Below are 20,304 nucleotides of genomic sequence, written 5' to 3' on the forward strand. Positions count from 1 at the left end.
TTTAACCACATTGAAAGTTTTTTATTTACAGATTGAAATTCCTAAATCATAGTTAGAGCATGAGCGAATTTTTCGTTCATCGTGGCTAGCAAAAACGTTTGTCACGTTAGAGAAAACAACGTTTTAAGGAGTTGATATGGGAAAACATGGATGTAAAGGGATTCCAATCTTTTTACGCAATAAGCGCACGCGAATGTTCTCTTTACTGACAGCGTTGCTGGCGACTATTGCAATTGTTGTTGGGAATGGCGCAATAAATGCGGCTTCTGCAGATATTTTTGCCCAATATTCTACATATAAGGATGCTTGTTCACAAGTGAAACCATACGGAAAACTTGTAAAAAAAGATGATGATGGTAATTACGTATTTTGCATTAATACTGGATCAACTGTAAAAGCTGATTCCGATTGGAGAGATATGCCGCTTGATGTTAACAATATTAATGAAATTACGGCAAGAATAGCTAAGTATGCTATTGAAAATAATTTGACATCCCAAATGGAGGAAGCAGCATATTTAATTCATGAGCGCTATGATGAAGATAAACGCGGGTGGGAAGAAGCAAAGCGTAGAGGATTTGAAGGTGCATCCAACTTGAAAGAAGATGCAGAAAAAGTGTGGAATGAAGTAACCCAAAAAACACCTAAGGGTATGGGATTCAAAATACTTGACCCTTATTCTACCTACTATGCAAGGAGTGGAAGGGTAATTATTGATGCACATGGTGTTGATGCAAGAAATGTTGGATATTACAGAGACAATACAGAATTTAAGCTTACTGCAGTAGGCGATAAGTTGCGTTTTATAAAAGATAAAAAACAGGTTAAAGAGTTTAAAGAATTACTTAATCCTTATAACTTGCAGTGTGGAATTGATTGGGTTGCAACAGGAGAAGGCGAAGCAGAAATTAAAGGTGAATACTACATTCCATATTTGCAAAGAAAAGATATAGGAAATGGGGCAGCTTTAATACGAGTAGCAAAAGATGAAAAAGTCAGAGAATTTACAAATGTATTAACAGAGAGAGCGCACAGAAAGTTCCAGCCTTCGATTTCTTCTAAGTCGATTGTAAAAGAGTTAAAAGTAGGCGATTCTGTAGAAGATACTGTTACTTCTGCGCTAAAGAATCCTACTGAAGATGAGTGGGTAAGTGGTAAAGATGTTCGCGCTCGCGGATACTACTTTGTTGGTTCTTATAACGATATTATGAAAAAACGCGAAAATAAAAAAGACAAAGTAGAAGAGTATATAAAGGAACTACGAGAAGATAAGAATATTCGTCAAGTTGCTGCAGCCGATGTTTATTTTTCGGGAGAAAATCAAGAAGTTAAAGCGGTTGCGCACGAAGCAAAAGGTGACTTATCTAAAGATGAACTTGCTAGCGCAAAAGTTTATAAAGTGAACAAAGATGATGCAGGATTATTTGGAACGTGGGTTTGGTTTATTGATCCTGGAAATCAAAAAGACGACGTTAGAGAGTTTATTCCAGAAAAGTTTGTTGAAGAATTTGGAAACGTAAATTCAACAGTTTCGCATAAGGCAAAAATATCGATTGAACATGTTAAGAATCTAAAAAATAAAGATACAAATGACGTTTCGGATGCGATAGTTGTTAGTGGCGTTCCAAAAGACTACGGAAAATTTGATGGAAATACTGATTATGGGTTTAGTAAAGATGCAAAGATGAACATTCGTCTTTGGTGGGTTGGAAACAAAGATGGTTCAATGAGCAACGAAAATATGGTAAAGCTTGTTTCTAGCTCTGTAGAAGAGCCTAAAGAAGACGAAAATCATAAGAAAATAGATTCATGGGATGTTCCATTGCGTAATGGAACTTACACTCTTGGGAACGGCAAGATAATTCTTACTCATAACGAGTCTAATGGCAAAGAATCTGGCAAAGAAGCTGGCAAAGATAGCGATAGTGAAGATAACAAGGGCAGTGAAGATAACAAAGAGAACAGAAGTGCTGAGAATAAAAAAGAAAAGTTTGAAAAAGTTGGAGATATGATCGATCTTTTAGACGGCAATACGGCTAAAAGTGGAATGTATGTTTTTGTTTATGAATTCCCAGGTTCTTCTAGAGCGCAAGAGTTTAAGACGTCGTTTAATAACGAAGATAGTAGAAGCTTCTTTGATAGAAATAAGCCTGTTACTGTGACTGTTAATAAGGCGGAGAATGCTGGTGCGAAGGGTGAGCCTGGAAAGAGTGAGCCTGGTAAGGGTGAGCCTGGAAAGCAGCAGCCTGGTGGTTCTAGTGAAAAGCCTGGTAAGCAAGATCCTGGTAAGCAGGATAATCCTGGAGGTTCTAGTGAAAAGCCTGGTAAGCAAGATCCAGGTAAGAGCGAGCCTGTTGGTAGTGGAAATGTTACGGGTAGTGAAGTTGATCCAAAGACGTCTCCTAGTGGTGGCGTTGTAGATAATATTATTTCAAAGCAGAATCCGCAGAATCCTCAGAGTCCTCAGAATCAGCAAGGTTCTGGTGTGCAAGCTGGCAATAATAATCAGTCTGGTAGCACACAGGGCTCTGGGAAAAACGAGCCTGGTAAGCAGGAGCCTGGAAAGGGTGAGCCTGGTGTGCAAAAGCCTGGTGGTTCTAGCGAAAAGCCTGGTAATCAGAAGCAGCCTGGGACTGGTGAGTCTGGTAAGCAGGATAATCCTGGCGGTTCTAGCGAAAAGCCTGGCGGCACACAAGGTTCTAGTGCGCAGAATGAAGTTGCTGGCACACAGTCTGGCAGCACGCAAGTTGGCAACAATGCGCAATCTGGTGTAAACGCTGGAGCGAATAATAATACGCTCGGTGCGCAAGTAGATGCTGGAACCAATAATACAGTTCATCAAAATGCAGATGCGACTGCTAAGAGTAATGCTAAGAGTAATGCTAATAACGATAAAATTAATGAAAAAAACAATAAAAAAGATAATCAAAGTAATGTTAATGCGGATTCTCAGCATAAATCTGAGCATGTTGAAGGCAAGGAAGATAGCAAGGAAGGTAAATATACAGCTACTAAATCAGGTACTATTCAGAGAGGTGATTCTAAGAAGGTTGATACTCATCAAAGCGCTACTCAGCAGGGAGATTCTAAACAGGGAGATTCTCAGTATGGAGATAATCAACAAGTAAGCGACTCTAATGTAGAGCAGAACTCGCAGCCAAATAATCAATATGTAAGTGGAACAAAGAATTCAAAACGACGCCATGCTCGTCTAGGTGCTAATGTTGGGCATCTAGTAACAACTGGCGTAAAAGTTGAAACAACATTAATGTTCTCTCTGGCTATATTGCTTATTGCAGGATCTGTGATTTTGTCAAAACGTGTAAGCTACATTGCATAAAATCTATCATAAAATATTTGATTCATATGTGCATAAATTTGTAAAACATGTATGTTGAGATATATTAATAAAGTATTAAAACAGATAAAAATAGTTGCGTTGTATAATATGCATAATTTATTCTATAAACATAGCTTTTTGGCGCTTATAGTTTTGCGTACTATACAACGCACAATTATTATGTAAATGGTATATAAAAGCACTGTTTTCAAATGAGGTTTTTTATGAGTGACTACAACATAGATAAAGAAAAGATGTTGGTTCGCTTGCATAGAGTATGTGGGCAAGTTCACGCTGTTGAAAATATGGTTGAAAAAGGGGAAGACTACAACAACATTCTTATGCAACTTTCTGCATCTACGGCAGCTCTTAGGGCAGTTGCGCTTATAGTTGCTCATCAAGAAATATCAAAGGCCTTAGAAGAAGCGCAAGACGCTGGAAATAAAAAGGTTACAGATAAGAAAGTTGCAGAGCTTGTAGACGTTGTAGATCACTTAATGCGCTACGATAAGTCGTGATTTGTGATTTGCGATTTGTGATTTGCGATTTGTAATTCTAGCGGTTGCATATAATCTTTTGTAGCTTTAAGACTGTTTGAATTGAAAACGATTTGAATATTGAATATCGAATGTCGAATGTCGAATGTCGAATAATATTGAATATCGAATATGAAGAATATGCGAACCGTAACTGATTTATGTGAGAATCCTGCGCACTTTGCTTTTGTGGAAAAGAAGTCCGAGTTTATTTCGGACGCTTGCCACGTTTCTAGTGCTGAAGAAGCGCTTGAGTTTGTAGAGTCAATTAGGATGATTCACCCCAAAGCAAGGCATGTTGCGTACGCTGCGATTTACGCAGATAAAAATGGCAGATTGTGCGAGCGTATGAGCGATGACGGAGAGCCATCTGGCACTGCAGGTAAGCCGATTTTAGATGTTATTAGGTCTTCTAATGTTGTAGACGCAGTTGTAACAGTTACGCGCTATTTTGGTGGGATTTTGCTTGGCTCTGGTGGTTTAATAAGAGCGTATTCTGCTTCGGCTGCAGGTGCTATAAAGTCTAGTAAAATAGCGGATATTGTAGAGTGTAATTGTTTTTCTTGCAAAGTTGAGTACTCGCATTTAAGAATGTTTAAGCATTTATTGTTAAAAAATAATGCGGAAATTATAAGCGAAGAATACGGCGTTTCTATTGAATTAACAGTGAGTTTGCCGCGTGAAGAATCAGATAGATTCCTTGAAGCAGTAAAAAATACGTTTTCTGGAGTAATAATTCCAGATTTTTGTGGTGTTTGCACTAGAATTTGCTGATTTTTATTTTAGTGATTCTTGTTTGATTCTTATTTGACACTTGTTTGATTCTTGGTTTTAAGATTTGTGTTACAAAGCTGATAGATTATATAAGTGATTAAGCAAAGGTTGGTGAGTCGTTTATGAATGATACGCAAAAGCTTAATGGCGTTGAGCAAAACGATGATTTAGGCAATGGTGCAAGCCGCGATTTATCTATTGAATCTAATGATTCTAGCAATTCATATGAGCCGTTAACCGCGGTGTATGAGCATTTAAGGCATTCCAGTGATTCTGAAGAATTGCATGAATTTGCTGTAAAAGAGTTGCCAGATAGGTCTGATCAGGCAGGATTTTCTAGAGCGACTGCACTTTTGGAAGCTGTAGCAGGCAATTCAAACACTCCAGAAGAAGATCGCATTCACTTAGCAACAGTAATGCCATTCCCGAATATCTTGGTTAAGCTTTCTCAAGACGAATCAAGTAATGTTCGCTTAGCTGTTGCAAAGAACGAAAATGCTAAGAATTGGCTAGTTGGAAGGCTTACTAAAGATTCTTGTGCACAAGTTAGAGATGCCGCTTTGTGCAATCCGCGAACATCTTGGAAAATGCGATTAGAAGGTGCGCAAACAAATGGTGTTAGCACAAAAACGTTGGATTACTTGGCTTCTCTTGGTGCAAGCGAAGAAAGTGGCGATTCTCCTGTGCTCTCTGCAATGGTAAGAAGAGCAGTGGCTCTTAATCCTGGTGTGTCGCAGCCAACTTTGATTGCTTTGTCTAAAGATAAGGACTCGGATGTCTCGCTTGCTGCGTCAAAAGTCTTAAATAAGTCTTAAATAAGTCTTAAATAAGTCTTAAATATAAAAATAAGTCTTGAGTATAAAAGTAAAATGAATAATAATTGCATACGTTTGCATTAAAACCCCACAAATAGACTCGATGGAAAATATGAACACTAAAAATGAAGAAACAGTGCAGCCAACAAGTCCGTTAATACATTTGGCTGAACTAATGGGCGTTCGCTCCAAATTTGTTGGATCGGATGGTGTAGAGCATAAAATAGCAGATAGCGTGCTTGTAAAAGTATTGCAATCACTATGCGTAGAGGCTCAAAACAATAAGCAAATCGAAGAAGCAACTCAAAAAATTCTTAATGAGCGTCATACTCGCCTAGTTGCTCCAACAGTTTTGCACACAGTTGGTAAAGAAAGCGAAGTAAGTATAAATACTGGGATTTTAGAGTATCCTACAGCAACGCTTATTTTGGAAGATGGCAGTGAATACAAGGGTGATTTGCAGATTTTGCCTTCTAAAAATGACGTTGCAATTCCAGTAGACGGCAAGTTTGTAGCAACTTCTTTGCTTAAGATTCCTGCAGACGTTCCAATGGGCTACCACACTTTGCGTGTTAGTGTTGAGAACCGCGTAGAAGAGGCCACTCTTATTAGTGCGCCAGAAAGCATTGATACTATTGAAAAGCTAGAAAAAGATGGCAAGCAGATTTGGGGTTGGATGGCTCAGCTTTATTCAATCCGCTCTTCTAAGTCTTGGGGAGTTGGCGATTACGCAGATTTGGCGGATTTGCTTGTTAAAGCTAAAGAAAAGTCGGGAGCGGACTTTGTTCTTGTAAATCCACTTCACGCTGGAGAGCCAGTTGCTCCGTTAACGCCTTCGCCATATTTGCCTGTTGCTAGGTCTATGGTAAACGTTACGTATATTCGCCCAGAAAACATTCCAGAATATAATCTTCTTAGCGATCAAGATCGCAAAAGCGTTGACGATTTGCACAATCAAGTAGAGCCGCTTAATAATGATGCGCAAATTATTGATCGCGACGCAATGTGGCGCGTAAAAATGCACGCTTTGTGGATTATTTTTAAGTCGGGCATGTCAGATAAGCGCGCGCAAAAGTTTGAAGCGTTTAAGAAAGATATGGGAGACACGCTTGAATCCTACGCAACTTGGTGCCTTTGCTACGACAAGTGGGGCGCGCCTAATGGCGATGACTGCTGGGAGAAGCATCTTACTAAAGATTCCGATGAGATTAGCGCTTTAGCAAAGCAATTCCCAGATACGTTAGAGTTTTATCGCTGGCTTGAGTGGGTTGCGTTCGGCCAGTTGCACGATGCGCAAATGGCAGCTAAAAAAGCAGGAATGCGCATTGGAATTATGTCGGATATGGCTGTTGGCGTGCATCCTGCAGGATCGGAAGTTTGGTGGAATCCAGAGCGATTCGCCAATGGTGCTTGCGTTGGTGCGCCTCCTGATTACTTCAATCAGCAAGGTCAAAACTGGTCTCAGCCTCCGCTTAATCCATTTGAGCTTGAGCGCACAGGCTTTAAGACCTACAGAGATATGGTTCATGGCATGTTTGCTTCTGCAGGAGCTGTGCGAATCGACCATATTCTTGGACTTTTCCGACTTTGGTGGATTCCAGAAGGATCTACTCCAGGAGACGGAGCTTATGTTTACTACGATGCAAACGTTATGCTTGGCATTCTTGCGATTGAAGCCACGCGCGCAAATGGCGTTGTAGTTGGAGAAGACCTTGGCGTTGTTCCAGCTGAAGCTCTAGATGTTTTGGCTAAGAACAAGGTTCTTGGATGCACCGTTGAGTGGTTTGAACAGAGGGGCAACGTATTCCGCGAGCCTAAGAAGTGGCGCGAAATGACGCTTGCTTCTGTAAATACTCACGATATGCCACCTGCTGCAGGGTACTTAAACTACGAGCACGTTAATATTCGCGAGCGTTTGAATCTTCTTACTGGCTCTGTAGAAGAGTTCCGCGCCGCCGCCGTTAAAGAGCATAATGGAATGCTTAAGATGCTTGTTTCTAGCGGATTCTTAAACGAAAGTGCGCTAGAGGATGAGTCGCAGCATGAGCAAGAGATTGTTGAAGCGTTGTATAAAGCGCTTAAAGCTGCGCCTTCTAAGTTGCTTGCTGCGTCTATTGTTGACGCCACTGGCGAGCACAGAGCGCAAAATCAGCCTGGAACTAACGACGAATATCCAAATTGGCGTATTCCTTTGGCAGATGCTGATTGCAATCCTGTTCTTTTGGACGATTTATTCGACTTGCCTAGAGTTAAGTCTTTAGCGCAAATCATGAATAAATAGGGATGAATAAATAGAGGTAGATGCATTATTAATTGCGGGCTGCAGCGTTTGTTTTTGACTTGCGAGCGTTGTAGTCCGCATTTGCATAACGTTGTAGTCCGCATTGTATGTAAAATAGAAGTTTGCAAATAGTCGTCATATGGCGATATACTTGCAGATTGTTGTGTTTCCCTAAGGGGTCCTTCAAAGCGCTTTTCCCACTCGCCATCGAGGACTTTCAGGGAGCCCACGGATTATGAGTAGAGTATCTTCTATAAACCAAGAAGATATAAAGCTCGAAACACAATAGAGAAAAGGTACGATTGTGAAGACTTTCACACCGAAACCAGCAGATTTAACTCATGACTGGTACATTATCGACGCCACTGATGTGGTGCTTGGTCGCTTGGCTTCCCAGGTAGCTATTTTGCTTCGTGGTAAGAATAAGCCAACTTATGCTCCTCACGCTGATTCTGGCAATCACGTTATTATTATTAACGCAGATAAGATTGCTTTGACTGGCAATAAGTTGAGCAAGGAATTGTATTCCCACTCTGGCCGTCCAGGCGGACTTCGCCGCGATAGCTATGCTGAGCTTTTGGAGAAGAATCCAAAGCGCATCATCGTTTCCGCTGTTAGGGGAATGCTTCCAAAGAATCGTCTTGCTAAGGTTCAGCTTGATCGCCTTCGTGTGTTCACTGGCGCTGAGCATCCTCATATTTCGCAAAAGCCACAGGTCTTTGAGATCTCTCAGGTTAGCCAGCAGGCTAAGTGAATCGTAAGGAGAATATGATTATGGTAGATAACAACAACTCCGCGGTTCTTGAGAACGAAGAAGAACTGACTAGCTACACCACCGAAACCAACGCTGGTGCAGGCACTGGTACTTCCGCTATCGCTCCAGGCTATGGCACTGGTCGTCGTAAGGAAGCCGTTGCTCGCGTTCGCTTGGTTCCAGGTTCTGGTAAGTGGACTATTAATGGCCGCACTCTTGAGGAATACTTCCCATCTCGCTTATTGCAGCGCGAAGTTAATTCCCCAATCGTGCTTCTAAAGCTTGAAGGTAAGTTCGACGTTGTCGTTTTGGTAGACGGCGGCGGCACCACTGGTCAGGCTGGCGCAATTCGCTTGGGCGTTGCCCGCGCTTTGAACGCTATTGACCGCGATGCAAACCGTGCTTCCCTAAAGAAGGCTGGCTTCTTGACCCGCGACGCTCGCGTTGTGGAACGTAAGAAGGCTGGTTTGCACAAGGCACGTCGTGCACCTCAGTTCTCGAAGCGTTAAGCTGCGAAGAATTACAACTTCAATGGCTCCTGGTTTATGCTGGGAGCCATTTTTTATTCGTGTGTAATCGAGAATTAAGTTAAATGTTATTAATCGTTTGCAAGTAACAGTTAAATCTAACATTCTAGAAAATTTTTCAGCAAATCGCACATAAATCATTACAAATAAGAACAAATAACGAACATTAGAGGATAAACCTCGCTCATAAATAGCGCAACTCGCTGCAAAGCCAAAATAGTACAGTAATTCAAGTAAATTGTGAAATGTATCACATACCAGCATTATGATGCGTCTTTCATAGAAGATTATGCATGTAAATGTTGATGTGCAAAAAGCGTAGAAGTACGTAAGGAATCTAAAGATCAAGGAGGACCAAATGGCGCAAGCGCAAGAAACAGCGCAAGAAAATGTGCTCGATGAAAAAGAGCAAGCGGCATTAGTTGCAAAACAAGAAGTTGATGAGTTAGCTAAAAAAGCAAAAGTCGCTTTAGATGAATTTGAAAAGTTAAATCAAGCTCAAGTAGACAGAATTGTAGCAAAAGCATCGATTGCAGCTCTAAACAAGCATTTAGTCTTAGCAAAAATGGCTGTTGAAGAAACAGGCAGAGGATTAGTAGAAGATAAAGCTACAAAAAACATCTTTGCATGCGAACATATTACGCATTATCTTGCAGGCCAGCGCACAGTAGGCATTATTAGAGAAGACGATGTTCTTGGAATCGACGAAATCGCTGAGCCAGTTGGCATTGTTGCTGGCGTTACACCAGTCACAAATCCAACGTCTACAGCCATTTTTAAGTCGCTAATCGCGCTTAAAACTCGCTGCCCAATTATTTTTGGATTCCACCCATTTGCTCAAAAGTGCTCCGCGGAAGCAGCAAGAATTGTGCGCGATGCAGCAATAGAAGCAGGAGCGCCAGAAAATTGCATTCAGTGGATTGAGCATCCATCAATCGAAGCTACGGGAGCTTTAATGAAGCACCCAGATGTTGCAACAATTCTTGCAACAGGTGGCCCTGGAATGGTTAAAGCTGCTTATTCTTCTGGTAAGCCAGCACTTGGCGTGGGTGCAGGAAACGCTCCGGCATACGTTGATGCAGATGTAGACATTGAGCGCGCTGCAAACGATTTGGTGCTTTCAAAGCATTTTGATTACGGCATGATTTGTGCAACAGAGCAGGCGATTATTGCGCATAAAGATGTGTATGATGCTTTGAAGCTCGAATTAAAGCGCCGTAAAGCTTACTTTGTAAACGAAGAAGAAAAAGCAAAGCTCGAGAAGTACATGTTTGGTTGCACGTCTTATAGTGGCCAAACTCCAAAGCTTAATTCTGTTGTTCCTGGAAAATCTCCTCAATTTATTGCGCAACAAGCAGGATTTGGGATTCCAGAAGATGCCGTGATTCTTATTGCTGAGTGCAAGGAAGTTGGCGAGATGGAGCCTCTAACAATGGAAAAGTTGGCTCCTGTTCACGCTTTGCTTCGCGCAGATAACAAGGAACAAGGCTTTGAAATGTGCGAGAAAATGCTTGTGCACGGAGCTGGCCACACTGCTGTGATTCACACCAATAATCAGCAGCTTGCTCGCGAATACGGCAGCCGCATGCATGCTTGCCGAATCATTTGGAACTCCCCAGGATCTTTGGGTGGCGTTGGAGACATCTACAACGCAATCGCGCCTTCTTTAACTTTGGGATGCGGTTCTTATGGCGGAAACTCTGTTTCTGGAAACGTTCAAGCGGTAAATCTTATTAATATAAAGCGCATAGCGCGAAGGAATAACAATATGCAATGGTTCAAGATTCCGGCCAAAACGTATTTTGAGCCGAATGCTGTTCGCTATTTGCGAGACATGTATGGAATTGAGCGCGCTGTTATTGTGTGCGATAAAGTGATGGAACAGCTTGGCATTATAGACAAGGTGATTGATCAGCTTCGCGCTAGAGACAATCGCGTAACGTTTAGGATTATTGATTACGTTGAGCCAGAGCCAAGCGTTGAAACTGTTGAGCGCGGCGCGGAAATGATGCGTGAAGAGTTCCAGCCAGACACGATTATTGCTGTTGGCGGCGGATCTCCTATGGATGCTGCAAAGATTATGTGGCTTCTTTATGAGCACCCAGAAATTTCCTTCGCTGATTTGCGCGAGAAGTTCTTCGATATTAGAAAGCGCGCGTTTAAGATTCCACCTCTTGGTAAAAAAGCTTGCTTGATTTGCGTTCCAACGTCTTCTGGAACAGGATCGGAAGTTACTCCGTTTGCTGTTATTACAGACCATAAGACTGGCTACAAGTACCCGATTACGGACTACGCGATTACGCCTTCGGTTGCAATCGTGGATCCAGTTTTGGCGCGCACGCAGCCTAGAAAGCTTGCTTGCGATTCTGGTTTTGACGCTTTGACGCACTCTATGGAAGCTTTTGCTTCTGTTTATGCTAACGACTTTACGGATGCAATGGCATTGCATGCAGCAAAGTTGATTTGGGAGAATCTTAACGATTCTGTGAATTCCAACGATTCCGAGCGCAAGATTCAAGCTCAAGAGAAGATGCATAATGCAGCTACGATGGCTGGAATGGCGTTTGGCTCGGCGTTCCTTGGAATGTGCCACGCAATGGCACATACAATCGGAGCTTTGTGCCACGTTGCGCACGGCCACACAAATGCGATTTTGCTTCCTTATGTAATTCGCTACAATGGTCAAATTCCACAAGAGCCTACAAGCTGGCCAAAGTACAATCGCTACATCGCTCCAGAGCGTTACCAGCAGCTTGCTAAGAATCTTGGTGTAAATCCTGGTAAAACTCCTCAAGAGGGCGTTGAGAATTTGGCGCGTGCTGTTGAAAATTATAGGGATAATCTTCTTAGCATGGATGCTTCGTTTAAGGCATGCGGTGTGGACGAAGAATACTACTGGTCTTTGTTGGATCAGATTGGTATGCGTGCTTACGAAGATCAGTGCGCTCCTGCAAATCCGCGTATTCCTCAAATCGAAGATATGAAGGATATTGCGATTGCAGCGTATTATGGTGTTTCTCAAGAAGAAGGACATCGTATGCGCCTACAGCGCGAATCGAAGTAGAATTTAAGTAAAATTTATTGCATGATTATTTGAGTGGTTATCTAAGTGATTATCTAGGTAATTATTGAATGATTATTGCATATTTAGTTACAAATGGCAGAGGCTGCACTAGCTGTAGTTTCTGCCATTTTTCGTTGGAAAATAGCCGACACGCCCGATTTTTGTTAATCCAAGGTTGATGGTTTAATTACTTAGTTGCCTGTTTTTAAGGCTCGCATATTGTAATTCAAAAAAGCGAGCGCAGAAGCAGAAATCGCAGTTTTTTGTTGATTTTTGTAGGCTGCGCACTGATGTGGAATGGCCTTTAGTGTCTATTCTCCCGGTGTCCTTTAATACAGGTTGGTAAACAGTAAACGAATCGCTAGAAAGGGCGGACGGCAATGGCGGGACAGAAAATCCGCATCAGGCTTAAGTCCTATGACCATGAGGTCATCGACCAATCGGCGAAGAAAATCGTCGAGACGGTGACGAACGCGGGCGCCACAGTAGTGGGTCCGGTTCCTCTGCCGACCGAGAAGAACGTGTTTGTTGTTATCCGTTCTCCTCACAAATACAAGGATTCTCGCGAGCATTTCGAGATGCGCACTCATAAGCGCCTCATTGACATCGTTGATCCAACGCCAAAGGCTGTGGATTCTTTGATGCACATTGACCTGCCTGCGGATGTAAATATCGAGATTAAGCTGTAGGAAGGGGGGTAAATAATGTCGCAAAATAAGAATCGCACTGCTTTGCTCGGCCGTAAGCTGGGCATGAGCCAGGTTTGGGATGAAAACGGCCTTTTTGTCCCCGTAACTCTGGTTGAGGTTGCTACCAACGTAGTTACCGCTGTTAAGACCGAAGAAACTGACGGTTATTGCGCCGTGCAGCTCGGTTATGGCCAGATTGATCCTACCAAGGTTACCAAGCCATTGGCTGGTCACTTTGCAAAGGCTGGCGTGACTCCTCGTCGTCACCTCGCTGAGGTGCGCACTGAAAATGCAGCAGATTACAAGCCAGGTCAGGAATTGACCGCTGAAGTATTTGCTGAAGGTGCAGAAGTTGACGTAACGGGTACTACAAAGGGTAAAGGCTTTGCTGGCACAATCAAGCGTTGGGGCTTCAAGTCTTACCGTCGTACTCACGGCTCGCACAAGAATGAACGTCGTCCAGGTTCTGTGGGCGCATGTGCAACTCCAAGCCGCATTTTGAAGGGCAAGCGTATGGCTGGTCGCATGGGTCATGTGACTTCTACTGCGCTCAACCTCACAATCGTTTCTTCGGATGTTGAGAACGGTATTTTAGCTATCAAGGGTGCTATTCCAGGACCTAAGGGTGCTATCGTTCTAGTCCGTTCGGCAGTGAAGGGAGCCTGATTTAAATGGCAAACGTAACTCTGAACGTAACTGACACCAAGGGTAATGCAAACGGCACTGTTGAAGCTCCTGCCGAGATTTTCGGCATCTCCAACGAAGACGTTTTAGCTCACGGCCCATTGGTTCATCAGGTCGTTATTGCTCAGCTTGCTGCTGCTCGCCAGGGTACTCACGCGGTTAAGAATCGCGCTAACGTATCTGGTGGCGGTAAGAAGCCATGGAAGCAAAAGGGCACTGGTCGTGCTCGTCAAGGCTCCATTCGTGCTCCACAGTGGGTACATGGTGGCGTTGTACACGGCCCAGTTCCTCGCAAGTACGATCAGCGTACTCCAAAGAAGATGAAGGCAGCTGCTCTTCGTTATGCTCTTTCGGATCGTGCAAATGCTGGTCGCATTGCAATTGTGGACTTTGGCATTAAGGATGTTCCATCCACAAAGGCAGCTGTTGCAGCACTCACACCAGTAACTAAGGATCAGTTCACCACTGTTGTTCTCTCTCGCGAGAACATTAACGAGTGGATGTCTGTTCGTAACATTCCTACGGTGCATGTGATCTTCGCTGATCAGCTCAACACCTACGATGTCATCACCGCTCAGTACGTCGTCTTCTCCAAGGAAGGTTTCGAAGCCTTCGTTGCAGCTAAGACCGAGCCTGAAGTTAAGGAGGCCTGATTTAAATGGTCGCAGTCCATAACCCAGCACATGACATCATTTTAAAGCCAGTTGTTTCTGAAAAAAGCTATGCAGCTTCCGATCGTGGCCAGTACACCTTCGTTGTAGCTCCAAACGCTAACAAGGTTCAGATCAAGCAGGCTATCGAAGAAATCTTCAAAGTCAAGGTAACGAATGTTAACACCTTGAATCGCGCTGGCAAGCTCAAGCGCTCTCGCACCGGCTTCGGTCGTCGTGTGAATCAAAAGCGCGCTATTGTCACCGTGGCACAAGGCCAGACAATCGATATCTTTGGTAACTGAAGGCTAGCCGAGAAAAGTAAAGGAATACTATATTATGGCTATCCGCGTTTATAAGCCTACGACTGCAGGACGTCGTAACGCTTCGGTTTCGGACTTCTCCGAGATTACGCGTTCTACTCCTGAAAAGTCGTTGGTACGCAAACTCAGCAAAACTGGCGGTCGTAACTCTTACGGTCGCATGACTTCCCGCCATCGCGGCGGCGGACACAAGCGTCAGTATCGTCTCATCGATTTTAAGCGTTGGGATAAGGATGGCGTGCCAGCAAAGGTCGCTCATATTGAGTATGACCCTAACCGTTCCGCTCGCATCGCATTGTTGCATTATGCAGATGGTGAGAAGCGCTACATTATCGCTCCTGAAGGCATTTCCCAGGGAGATGTTATTGAGACTGGCGCCCAGGCTGATATTAAGCCAGGCAACAACTTGCCTCTTAAGAACATCCCAACTGGTACCGTGGTTCACGCAATCGAGCTTCGTCCACTTGGTGGCGCAAAGATTGCACGCTCCGCAGGTGCTGCCGTTCAGCTCGTAGCTAAGGATGGTGCTTACGCTCAGTTGCGTATGCCATCTGGCGAAATTCGTAACGTGGACGCTCGTTGCCGCGCTACAATCGGCGAGGTTGGCAACTCCGACCACGCTAATATCGAGCTTGGTAAGGCAGGTCGTGCTCGTTGGCTTGGTCGCAGGCCAATCACCCGAGGCGAATCTATGAACCCTGTTGATCACCCTCATGGTGGTCGTACCCGTGGTGGTAAACCACCTGTTTCTCCATGGGGCAAGGGCGAGGTTCGTACCCGCCGTCCGAAGAAGGCTTCGAACAAGATGATTGTTCGTCGTCGTCCGAATGGTAAGAACCGCAAGTAAGGGAGTGTCGAACAGATGACTCGTAGCATCAAGAAGGGCCCTTTCGTCGACGCCCACTTACAGAAGAAAGTCGATGAACAAAACGACAAGGGCACGCATAACGTCATCAAGACGTGGTCGCGTCGTTCGATGATCACTCCTGATTTCATTGGACACACCTTTGCCGTACACGATGGCCGCAAGCATGTGCCGGTATTCGTTACCGAAGCAATGGTTGGTCATAAGCTCGGTGAATTCGCCCCAACCAAGACCTTCAAGGGTCATGTGAAGGACGACAAGAAAGCACGCCGCTAAAGGAGAGTTAGGACACATGGAAGCTAAAGCAATCGCTCGTCACGTACGTGTGACGCCGCGCAAGGCTCGCCGCATGGTCGACCTCATCCGAGGCAAGCGTGCAAGCGAAGCCATTACCATTTTGAAGTTTGCTCCTCAAGACGCATCGTTGCCGGTGCGCAAGGTTCTTGAAAGCGCGATTGCTAATGCTCGCGTTAAGGCTGAGAAAGCTGGAGAACCATTCCGCGAGCAGAACTTGGTCATCAAGGAAACCTATGTGGATGAGGGTGTAACGCTTAAGCGTTTCCGCGCTCGTGCACAGGGTCGCGCTGCGCGCATTAACAAGCGCACAAGCCATATCACTGTTATCGTCTCGCTTAAGGAAGGGGATCGCTAAAGATGGGTCAGAAGATCAATCCTTTCGGCTATCGCCTGGGCATTACCGAGAATCATCGCTCTAGGTGGTTCTCCGATTCTACTAAAGCCGGCGAGCGTTACCGTGACTTCGTCCTTGAGGATGACAAGATTCGCAAGGAAATGAGCCATGACCTCGAACGTGCAGGCGTGTCCCGCATTGTTATCGAGCGTACCCGTGACCGCGTTCGTGTGGATATTCACACCGCTCGTCCAGGTATTATTATCGGTCGTCGTGGCGCAGAAGCCGAGCGTGTTCGTGCAAAGCTTGAGAAGCTCACTGGTAAGCAAGTACAGCTCAACATCTTTGAAGTAAAGAACGCTGCACTTGACGCTCAATTAGTTGCTCAGGGAATTGCGGAACAGTTGACTAACCGCGTTACATTCCGTCGCGCTATGCGTAAGGCACAGCAAGACGCAATGCGCGCAGGTGCCAAGGGTATCCGTATTAAGCTCTCTGGTCGCCTTGGTGGCGCCGAAATGAGCCGTTCTGAGTTCTACCGCGAAGGTCGCGTTCCACTGCAGACCTTGCGCGCCCTTATTGATTACGGCTTCTTTGAAGCCAAGACCACTTACGGCCGTATTGGCGTAAAGGTTTGGATTTACAAGGGCGATATGACTGAGCGTGAGTTTGAAGAGCAGCAGGCTCAGCAGGGTAAGCGTGAAGGTCGCCGTGGCGATAGTCGTCCACGTCGTGGCGCACGCTCTGCCAATCAGCAGAAGGCTACCGAGGCACAGGCCGAAAAGCCAGCCGAGGCTGTAGCTGCTGAAGCTCCTGCCGCAACGGAAACGAAGGAGTGAGCAGATGCTTATCCCAAAAAGGACTAAATATCGCAAGCAGCACCGTCCTACCCGTAGCGGCATGTCTAAGGGTGGAACCGCTATCGCTTTCGGCGATTTCGGTATTCAGGCGCTGGCTCCGGCGTACATCACTAACCGTCAGATCGAGGCAGCCCGTATCGCAATGACCCGCTATATTAAGCGTGGTGGTCGCGTGTGGATTACGGTTTTCCCTGATCGTCCATTAACCAAGCACCCGCTTGGTGCACGAATGGGTTCCGGTAAAGGTGCTCCAGAATTCTGGATTGCCAACATTCACCCAGGTCGTGTAATGTTCGAGATCGGTGGTGTTTCTGAGGACGTCGCTCGCGAGGCTTTGCGCCGCGCTATCGACAAGCTCCCAATGAAATGCCGTGTTATTGCGCGTGAAGGCGGTGACATCTGATGCCAGTCGGAACTGCAGACTACACCATCAAGAATTTAAACGAGAAGACTAATGCTGAAATCGAAGGCTTCTTAAAGAAGTCTAAGGAAGAGCTTTTTAACTTGCGCTTCCAGGCAGCAACTGGTCAACTTGAAAACAGCGCTCGCCTCAAGGCGGTCAAGCACGACATAGCCAGGATGTATACTATCCTGCGTGAGCGTGAACTCGGCATCAGCCAAGAGCCTGGCGCCACTGAGGTCAAGGAGAAGTAAGCATGGCTGAGAACCAAGAGCGCAACTTCCGCAAGGTTCGTCGCGGCTACGTCGTGTCCGAGGCCATGGACAAGACGATTGCCGTGGAGTTGGAGCAGCGTTCGACACACCCACTTTACGGTAAAGTCGTCCGCTCCACCCGCAAGGTCAAGGCCCATGATGAACACAATGAGGCGCATATTGGCGACCTCGTGAGTATTATGGAAACTCGGCCTTTGAGCAAGACCAAGCGTTGGCGTCTCGACTCGATTATCGAGCGCGCCAAGTAAACAAGTTCAGCAAGGCTCCGCGCTTCACCTGTGCTGTTCATTTGAGCGGTACGGGTGAGCGGGGAGAACCAGCTCGACTAAGGAGAATCAATGATTCAGCAGGAAACGCGGCTTCATGTCGCCGACAACACGGGTGCTAAGGAATTACTTGCCATCCGCGTGCTCGGTGGATCGAAGCGACGCTATGCCGGCATCGGCGACATCATCGTCGCCTCCGTTAAGGATGCTATTCCTGGCGGGTCGGTCAAGAAAGGCGACGTAGTTAAGGCTGTCGTCGTCCGTACTGTCAAGGAACATCGTCGTGTTGATGGTTCCTATATTAAGTTCGACGAGAACGCCGCTGTTATTCTCGGCTCCGGCCGTGAACCAAAGGGCACTCGTATCTTTGGACCAGTCGGTCGTGAATTGCGCGATAAGCGCTTCATGAAGATTGTGTCCCTCGCCCCGGAGGTGATCTGAGATGGTAGCCAAGATTAAGTCCGGCGACCAGGTAAAGGTTATCCGCGGCAAGGATCGCGGTAAGGAAGGCAAAGTACTTCGTGTACTCGCCGAAGACCGTTTGATCGTCGAGGGTGTTCAGGTTGTTAAGAAGCATGTGCGTGCTACCCAGCAGGGTCAGCAGGCAGGCATCGTCTCTGTTGAGGCTCCAATTCACCGTTCTAACGTTATGGTGATTGACCCAGAGACAAAGCAGCCAACCCGCGTGGGCGTGATTGTTAAGCAAGAAGCTCGCGACGGCAAAGTAAAGACCGTGCGCGTGCGTGTAGCTAAGAAGTCCGGAAAGGAGCTGGCATGACCGATACTACAGTTGAGGCGCCGGCAACTCCGCGCTTAAAGCAGCAATACAATGATCAAATCGTTCCAGCTTTGGAAAAGGAATTTGGCCACACTAATCCTATGCAGGTGGCTCGTTTGCAGAAGGTCGTCGTCTCTATGGGCGTTGGCGCTGCAGCTCGCGATTCCAAGCTCATCGAAGGTGCGATTAAGGATCTCACTTTGATCACTGGTCAGAAGCCAAAGGTTACTAAGGCTAAGAAGTCTGTTGCGCAGTTCCATTTGCGCGAAGGACAGGCTATTGGTGCTTACGTAACTCTTCGTGGCGATCGTATGTGGGAATTCTTGGATCGTTTGCTCACTCTGGCTTTGCCACGTATCCGCGATTTCCGTGGTATTAATGGCAACCAGTTCGACGGTCAGGGTAATTACAACTTCGGTCTTACGGAGCAATCAATGTTCCACGAGATTGATCCTGATTCGATTGATCATCAGCGTGGTATGGACATCACCGTGGTGACCACCACCAAGGACGATGTGGAAGCGAAGTCGCTACTTAAGCACCTCGGTTTCCCATTCAAGGAGAACTGATATGGCAAAAACCGCTCTGAAAAACAAGGCGGCCGCTAAGCCGAAGTTCAAGGTGCGCGCTTATACGCGTTGCCAGGTTTGTGGTCGTCCTCACTCCGTGTATCGCAAGTTCGGTCTGTGCCGTGTATGCCTTCGTGAAAAGGCACATCGCGGTGAGTTGCCGGGTGTTACGAAGTCCAGTTGGTAAATATCGACGCTGAAGGTCCACTGCTTTATAAATAACAAACAGGCGGTGGAAACCACGGCGAGAAAGGGCGTTAGCCCAACATGACAATGACAGATCCTATCGCAGACATGTTGACACGTCTGCGTAATGCGAGCGCGGCAAAGCACGATATCGTGGAAATGCCGTACTCCAAATTCAAGGCGAATATCGCCGAGATTCTTAAGCGCGAAGGCTACATTAAAGACTTTGCTGCTAAAGAAGCTAAGGTTGGACAGACTTTGGAAGTTACGTTAAAGTACGGCTCCAATGGTCAGCGTTCCATCCAGGGCATTAAGCGCATCTCTAAGCCAGGCTTGCGTCGTTATGCAAAGTCTGATTCTTTGCCTATGCCTCTTGGCGGTCTCGGTATCGCTATTATCTCGACCAGCTCGGGATTGTTGACTCAGAAGGAATGCCTCGATCGAGGCATTGGCGGCGAAATCGTCGCCTACGTATGGTGAGAAAGGAGAGCTGAAAATGGCATCGCATATTGGTAAGCTCCCCGTCGACATTCCTGCAGGCGTGGAAGTTAAGATTGAAGGTCAGTCCTTTAGCGCTAAGGGTGCTAAGGGCTCTGATTCCTATGTAATTCCAGAAGGTATTACCGCTGAAGTTGCTGATGGCAAGATCGTTTTGACCCCAGTTGACGATTTGCGTCCAACTCGTGCAAAGCATGGCTTGGCTCGCGCAATCGTGGCGTCTATGGTTAAGGGTGTGCACGAAGGCTACGCCAAGACTCTAGACATTGTTGGAACTGGTTATCGTGCTGTAATGAAGGGCAAGGGCATTGAGTTCTCGCTCGGCTATTCGCACACTATTACCGTTCAGCCACCTGAGGGCATTGAGTTTGAATTGCCAAACGCAAATCAGGTAATCGTCAAGGGTACTGACAAGCAGGCCGTTGGTCAGGCTGCCGCTAACATTCGCAAGCTTCGTGCTCCAGAACCTTATAAGGGCAAGGGCATTAAGTACAGCGATGAGCGTATTTTGCGCAAGGCTGGAAAGGCTGGTAAGTGAT

25 protein-coding genes are annotated in these 20,304 nt (G+C 45.8%); all 25 read left to right on the forward strand.

Annotation, left to right across the window (positions count from 1 at the left end; genetic code table 11):
• Window positions 1-136: 136 nt before the first annotated feature.
• Window positions 137-3,340, forward strand: a complete 3,204-nt coding sequence (locus tag ACPEIW_RS01340) for a proline-rich domain-containing protein (RefSeq protein ID WP_425663946.1) — start codon at window positions 137-139, stop codon at window positions 3,338-3,340.
• A 224-nt stretch (window positions 3,341-3,564) separates the two neighbouring features.
• Window positions 3,565-3,858, forward strand: coding sequence for a metal-sensitive transcriptional regulator (locus ACPEIW_RS01345; RefSeq protein ID WP_004131689.1), 294 nt, complete (start codon window positions 3,565-3,567; stop codon window positions 3,856-3,858).
• A gap of 150 nt (window positions 3,859-4,008) precedes the next feature.
• On the forward strand, window positions 4,009-4,650 hold the full coding sequence (locus tag ACPEIW_RS01350) for an IMPACT family protein (protein WP_016635654.1): 642 nt from the start codon (window positions 4,009-4,011) through the stop codon (window positions 4,648-4,650).
• Between the two features lie 122 nt (window positions 4,651-4,772).
• Complete coding sequence (locus tag ACPEIW_RS01355) at window positions 4,773-5,465, forward strand: AbrB family transcriptional regulator (RefSeq protein ID WP_425663949.1); 693 nt, start codon at window positions 4,773-4,775, stop codon at window positions 5,463-5,465.
• 112 nt (window positions 5,466-5,577) lie between these two features.
• Window positions 5,578-7,746 carry a 4-alpha-glucanotransferase gene (gene malQ, locus ACPEIW_RS01360; RefSeq protein WP_425664366.1) on the forward strand — a complete coding sequence of 723 codons (2,169 nt, stop codon included), beginning with the start codon at window positions 5,578-5,580 and terminating at the stop codon, window positions 7,744-7,746.
• 304 nt (window positions 7,747-8,050) lie between these two features.
• Entirely contained in the window at window positions 8,051-8,500 is a 450-nt protein-coding gene (rplM, locus tag ACPEIW_RS01365; protein WP_004131693.1) for a 50S ribosomal protein L13, read from the forward strand.
• A 20-nt stretch (window positions 8,501-8,520) separates the two neighbouring features.
• Entirely contained in the window at window positions 8,521-9,009 is a 489-nt protein-coding gene (rpsI, locus tag ACPEIW_RS01370) for a 30S ribosomal protein S9 (RefSeq protein ID WP_004131694.1), read from the forward strand.
• A gap of 376 nt (window positions 9,010-9,385) precedes the next feature.
• The gene (adhE, locus tag ACPEIW_RS01375; protein ID WP_425663952.1) at window positions 9,386-12,091 is read left to right on the forward strand and encodes a bifunctional acetaldehyde-CoA/alcohol dehydrogenase; all 2,706 of its coding nucleotides are present in this window, start codon (window positions 9,386-9,388) and stop codon (window positions 12,089-12,091) included.
• Window positions 12,092-12,471: 380 nt separating this feature from the next.
• Window positions 12,472-12,780, forward strand: a complete 309-nt coding sequence (rpsJ, locus tag ACPEIW_RS01380) for a 30S ribosomal protein S10 (RefSeq protein WP_003808013.1) — start codon at window positions 12,472-12,474, stop codon at window positions 12,778-12,780.
• Window positions 12,781-12,795: 15 nt separating this feature from the next.
• The gene (gene rplC / locus ACPEIW_RS01385; protein ID WP_004116043.1) at window positions 12,796-13,446 is read left to right on the forward strand and encodes a 50S ribosomal protein L3; all 651 of its coding nucleotides are present in this window, start codon (window positions 12,796-12,798) and stop codon (window positions 13,444-13,446) included.
• A 5-nt stretch (window positions 13,447-13,451) separates the two neighbouring features.
• Window positions 13,452-14,117, forward strand: coding sequence for a 50S ribosomal protein L4 (gene rplD / locus ACPEIW_RS01390; RefSeq protein WP_004133440.1), 666 nt, complete (start codon window positions 13,452-13,454; stop codon window positions 14,115-14,117).
• 5 nt (window positions 14,118-14,122) lie between these two features.
• The gene (gene rplW, locus ACPEIW_RS01395; protein ID WP_004114354.1) at window positions 14,123-14,419 is read left to right on the forward strand and encodes a 50S ribosomal protein L23; all 297 of its coding nucleotides are present in this window, start codon (window positions 14,123-14,125) and stop codon (window positions 14,417-14,419) included.
• A gap of 34 nt (window positions 14,420-14,453) precedes the next feature.
• Window positions 14,454-15,284, forward strand: coding sequence for a 50S ribosomal protein L2 (gene rplB / locus ACPEIW_RS01400; RefSeq protein ID WP_004114355.1), 831 nt, complete (start codon window positions 14,454-14,456; stop codon window positions 15,282-15,284).
• 15 nt (window positions 15,285-15,299) lie between these two features.
• Entirely contained in the window at window positions 15,300-15,578 is a 279-nt protein-coding gene (rpsS, locus tag ACPEIW_RS01405) for a 30S ribosomal protein S19 (protein WP_004114357.1), read from the forward strand.
• Between the two features lie 16 nt (window positions 15,579-15,594).
• Complete coding sequence (rplV, locus tag ACPEIW_RS01410) at window positions 15,595-15,954, forward strand: 50S ribosomal protein L22 (RefSeq protein ID WP_004131697.1); 360 nt, start codon at window positions 15,595-15,597, stop codon at window positions 15,952-15,954.
• A 2-nt stretch (window positions 15,955-15,956) separates the two neighbouring features.
• Window positions 15,957-16,772 carry a 30S ribosomal protein S3 gene (rpsC, locus tag ACPEIW_RS01415; protein ID WP_425663957.1) on the forward strand — a complete coding sequence of 272 codons (816 nt, stop codon included), beginning with the start codon at window positions 15,957-15,959 and terminating at the stop codon, window positions 16,770-16,772.
• A 4-nt stretch (window positions 16,773-16,776) separates the two neighbouring features.
• Window positions 16,777-17,196, forward strand: coding sequence for a 50S ribosomal protein L16 (gene rplP, locus ACPEIW_RS01420; RefSeq protein WP_004114362.1), 420 nt, complete (start codon window positions 16,777-16,779; stop codon window positions 17,194-17,196).
• Window positions 17,196-17,447 carry a 50S ribosomal protein L29 gene (rpmC, locus tag ACPEIW_RS01425; protein ID WP_004105502.1) on the forward strand — a complete coding sequence of 84 codons (252 nt, stop codon included), beginning with the start codon at window positions 17,196-17,198 and terminating at the stop codon, window positions 17,445-17,447. Before rplP ends, rpmC begins: the two co-directional genes overlap by 1 nt.
• A 2-nt stretch (window positions 17,448-17,449) precedes the next feature.
• Complete coding sequence (rpsQ, locus tag ACPEIW_RS01430; RefSeq protein WP_004114365.1) at window positions 17,450-17,716, forward strand: 30S ribosomal protein S17; 267 nt, start codon at window positions 17,450-17,452, stop codon at window positions 17,714-17,716.
• A gap of 90 nt (window positions 17,717-17,806) precedes the next feature.
• Entirely contained in the window at window positions 17,807-18,175 is a 369-nt protein-coding gene (rplN, locus tag ACPEIW_RS01435) for a 50S ribosomal protein L14 (protein ID WP_004114366.1), read from the forward strand.
• A gap of 1 nt (window position 18,176) precedes the next feature.
• Complete coding sequence (gene rplX / locus ACPEIW_RS01440; protein ID WP_004114367.1) at window positions 18,177-18,512, forward strand: 50S ribosomal protein L24; 336 nt, start codon at window positions 18,177-18,179, stop codon at window positions 18,510-18,512.
• Window positions 18,509-19,081 (forward strand): 50S ribosomal protein L5, encoded by a 573-nt coding sequence (rplE, locus tag ACPEIW_RS01445; protein ID WP_004114368.1) that lies wholly within the window; start codon window positions 18,509-18,511, stop codon window positions 19,079-19,081. Before rplX ends, rplE begins: the two co-directional genes overlap by 4 nt.
• Window position 19,082: 1 nt before the next feature.
• Window positions 19,083-19,268: a type Z 30S ribosomal protein S14 gene (locus ACPEIW_RS01450; RefSeq protein WP_004114370.1), complete on the forward strand. Its 186-nt coding sequence runs from the start codon at window positions 19,083-19,085 to the stop codon at window positions 19,266-19,268.
• Between the two features lie 80 nt (window positions 19,269-19,348).
• On the forward strand, window positions 19,349-19,747 hold the full coding sequence (gene rpsH, locus ACPEIW_RS01455; protein WP_004131699.1) for a 30S ribosomal protein S8: 399 nt from the start codon (window positions 19,349-19,351) through the stop codon (window positions 19,745-19,747).
• Window positions 19,748-19,763: 16 nt separating this feature from the next.
• Window positions 19,764-20,303 (forward strand): 50S ribosomal protein L6, encoded by a 540-nt coding sequence (gene rplF / locus ACPEIW_RS01460; RefSeq protein ID WP_004133436.1) that lies wholly within the window; start codon window positions 19,764-19,766, stop codon window positions 20,301-20,303.
• The last annotated feature ends 1 nt before the right edge of the window (window position 20,304 follow it).

The sequence above is a fragment of the Gardnerella piotii genome (assembly GCF_049815665.1).
GTDB lineage: Bacteria > Actinomycetota > Actinomycetes > Actinomycetales > Bifidobacteriaceae > Bifidobacterium > Bifidobacterium piotii.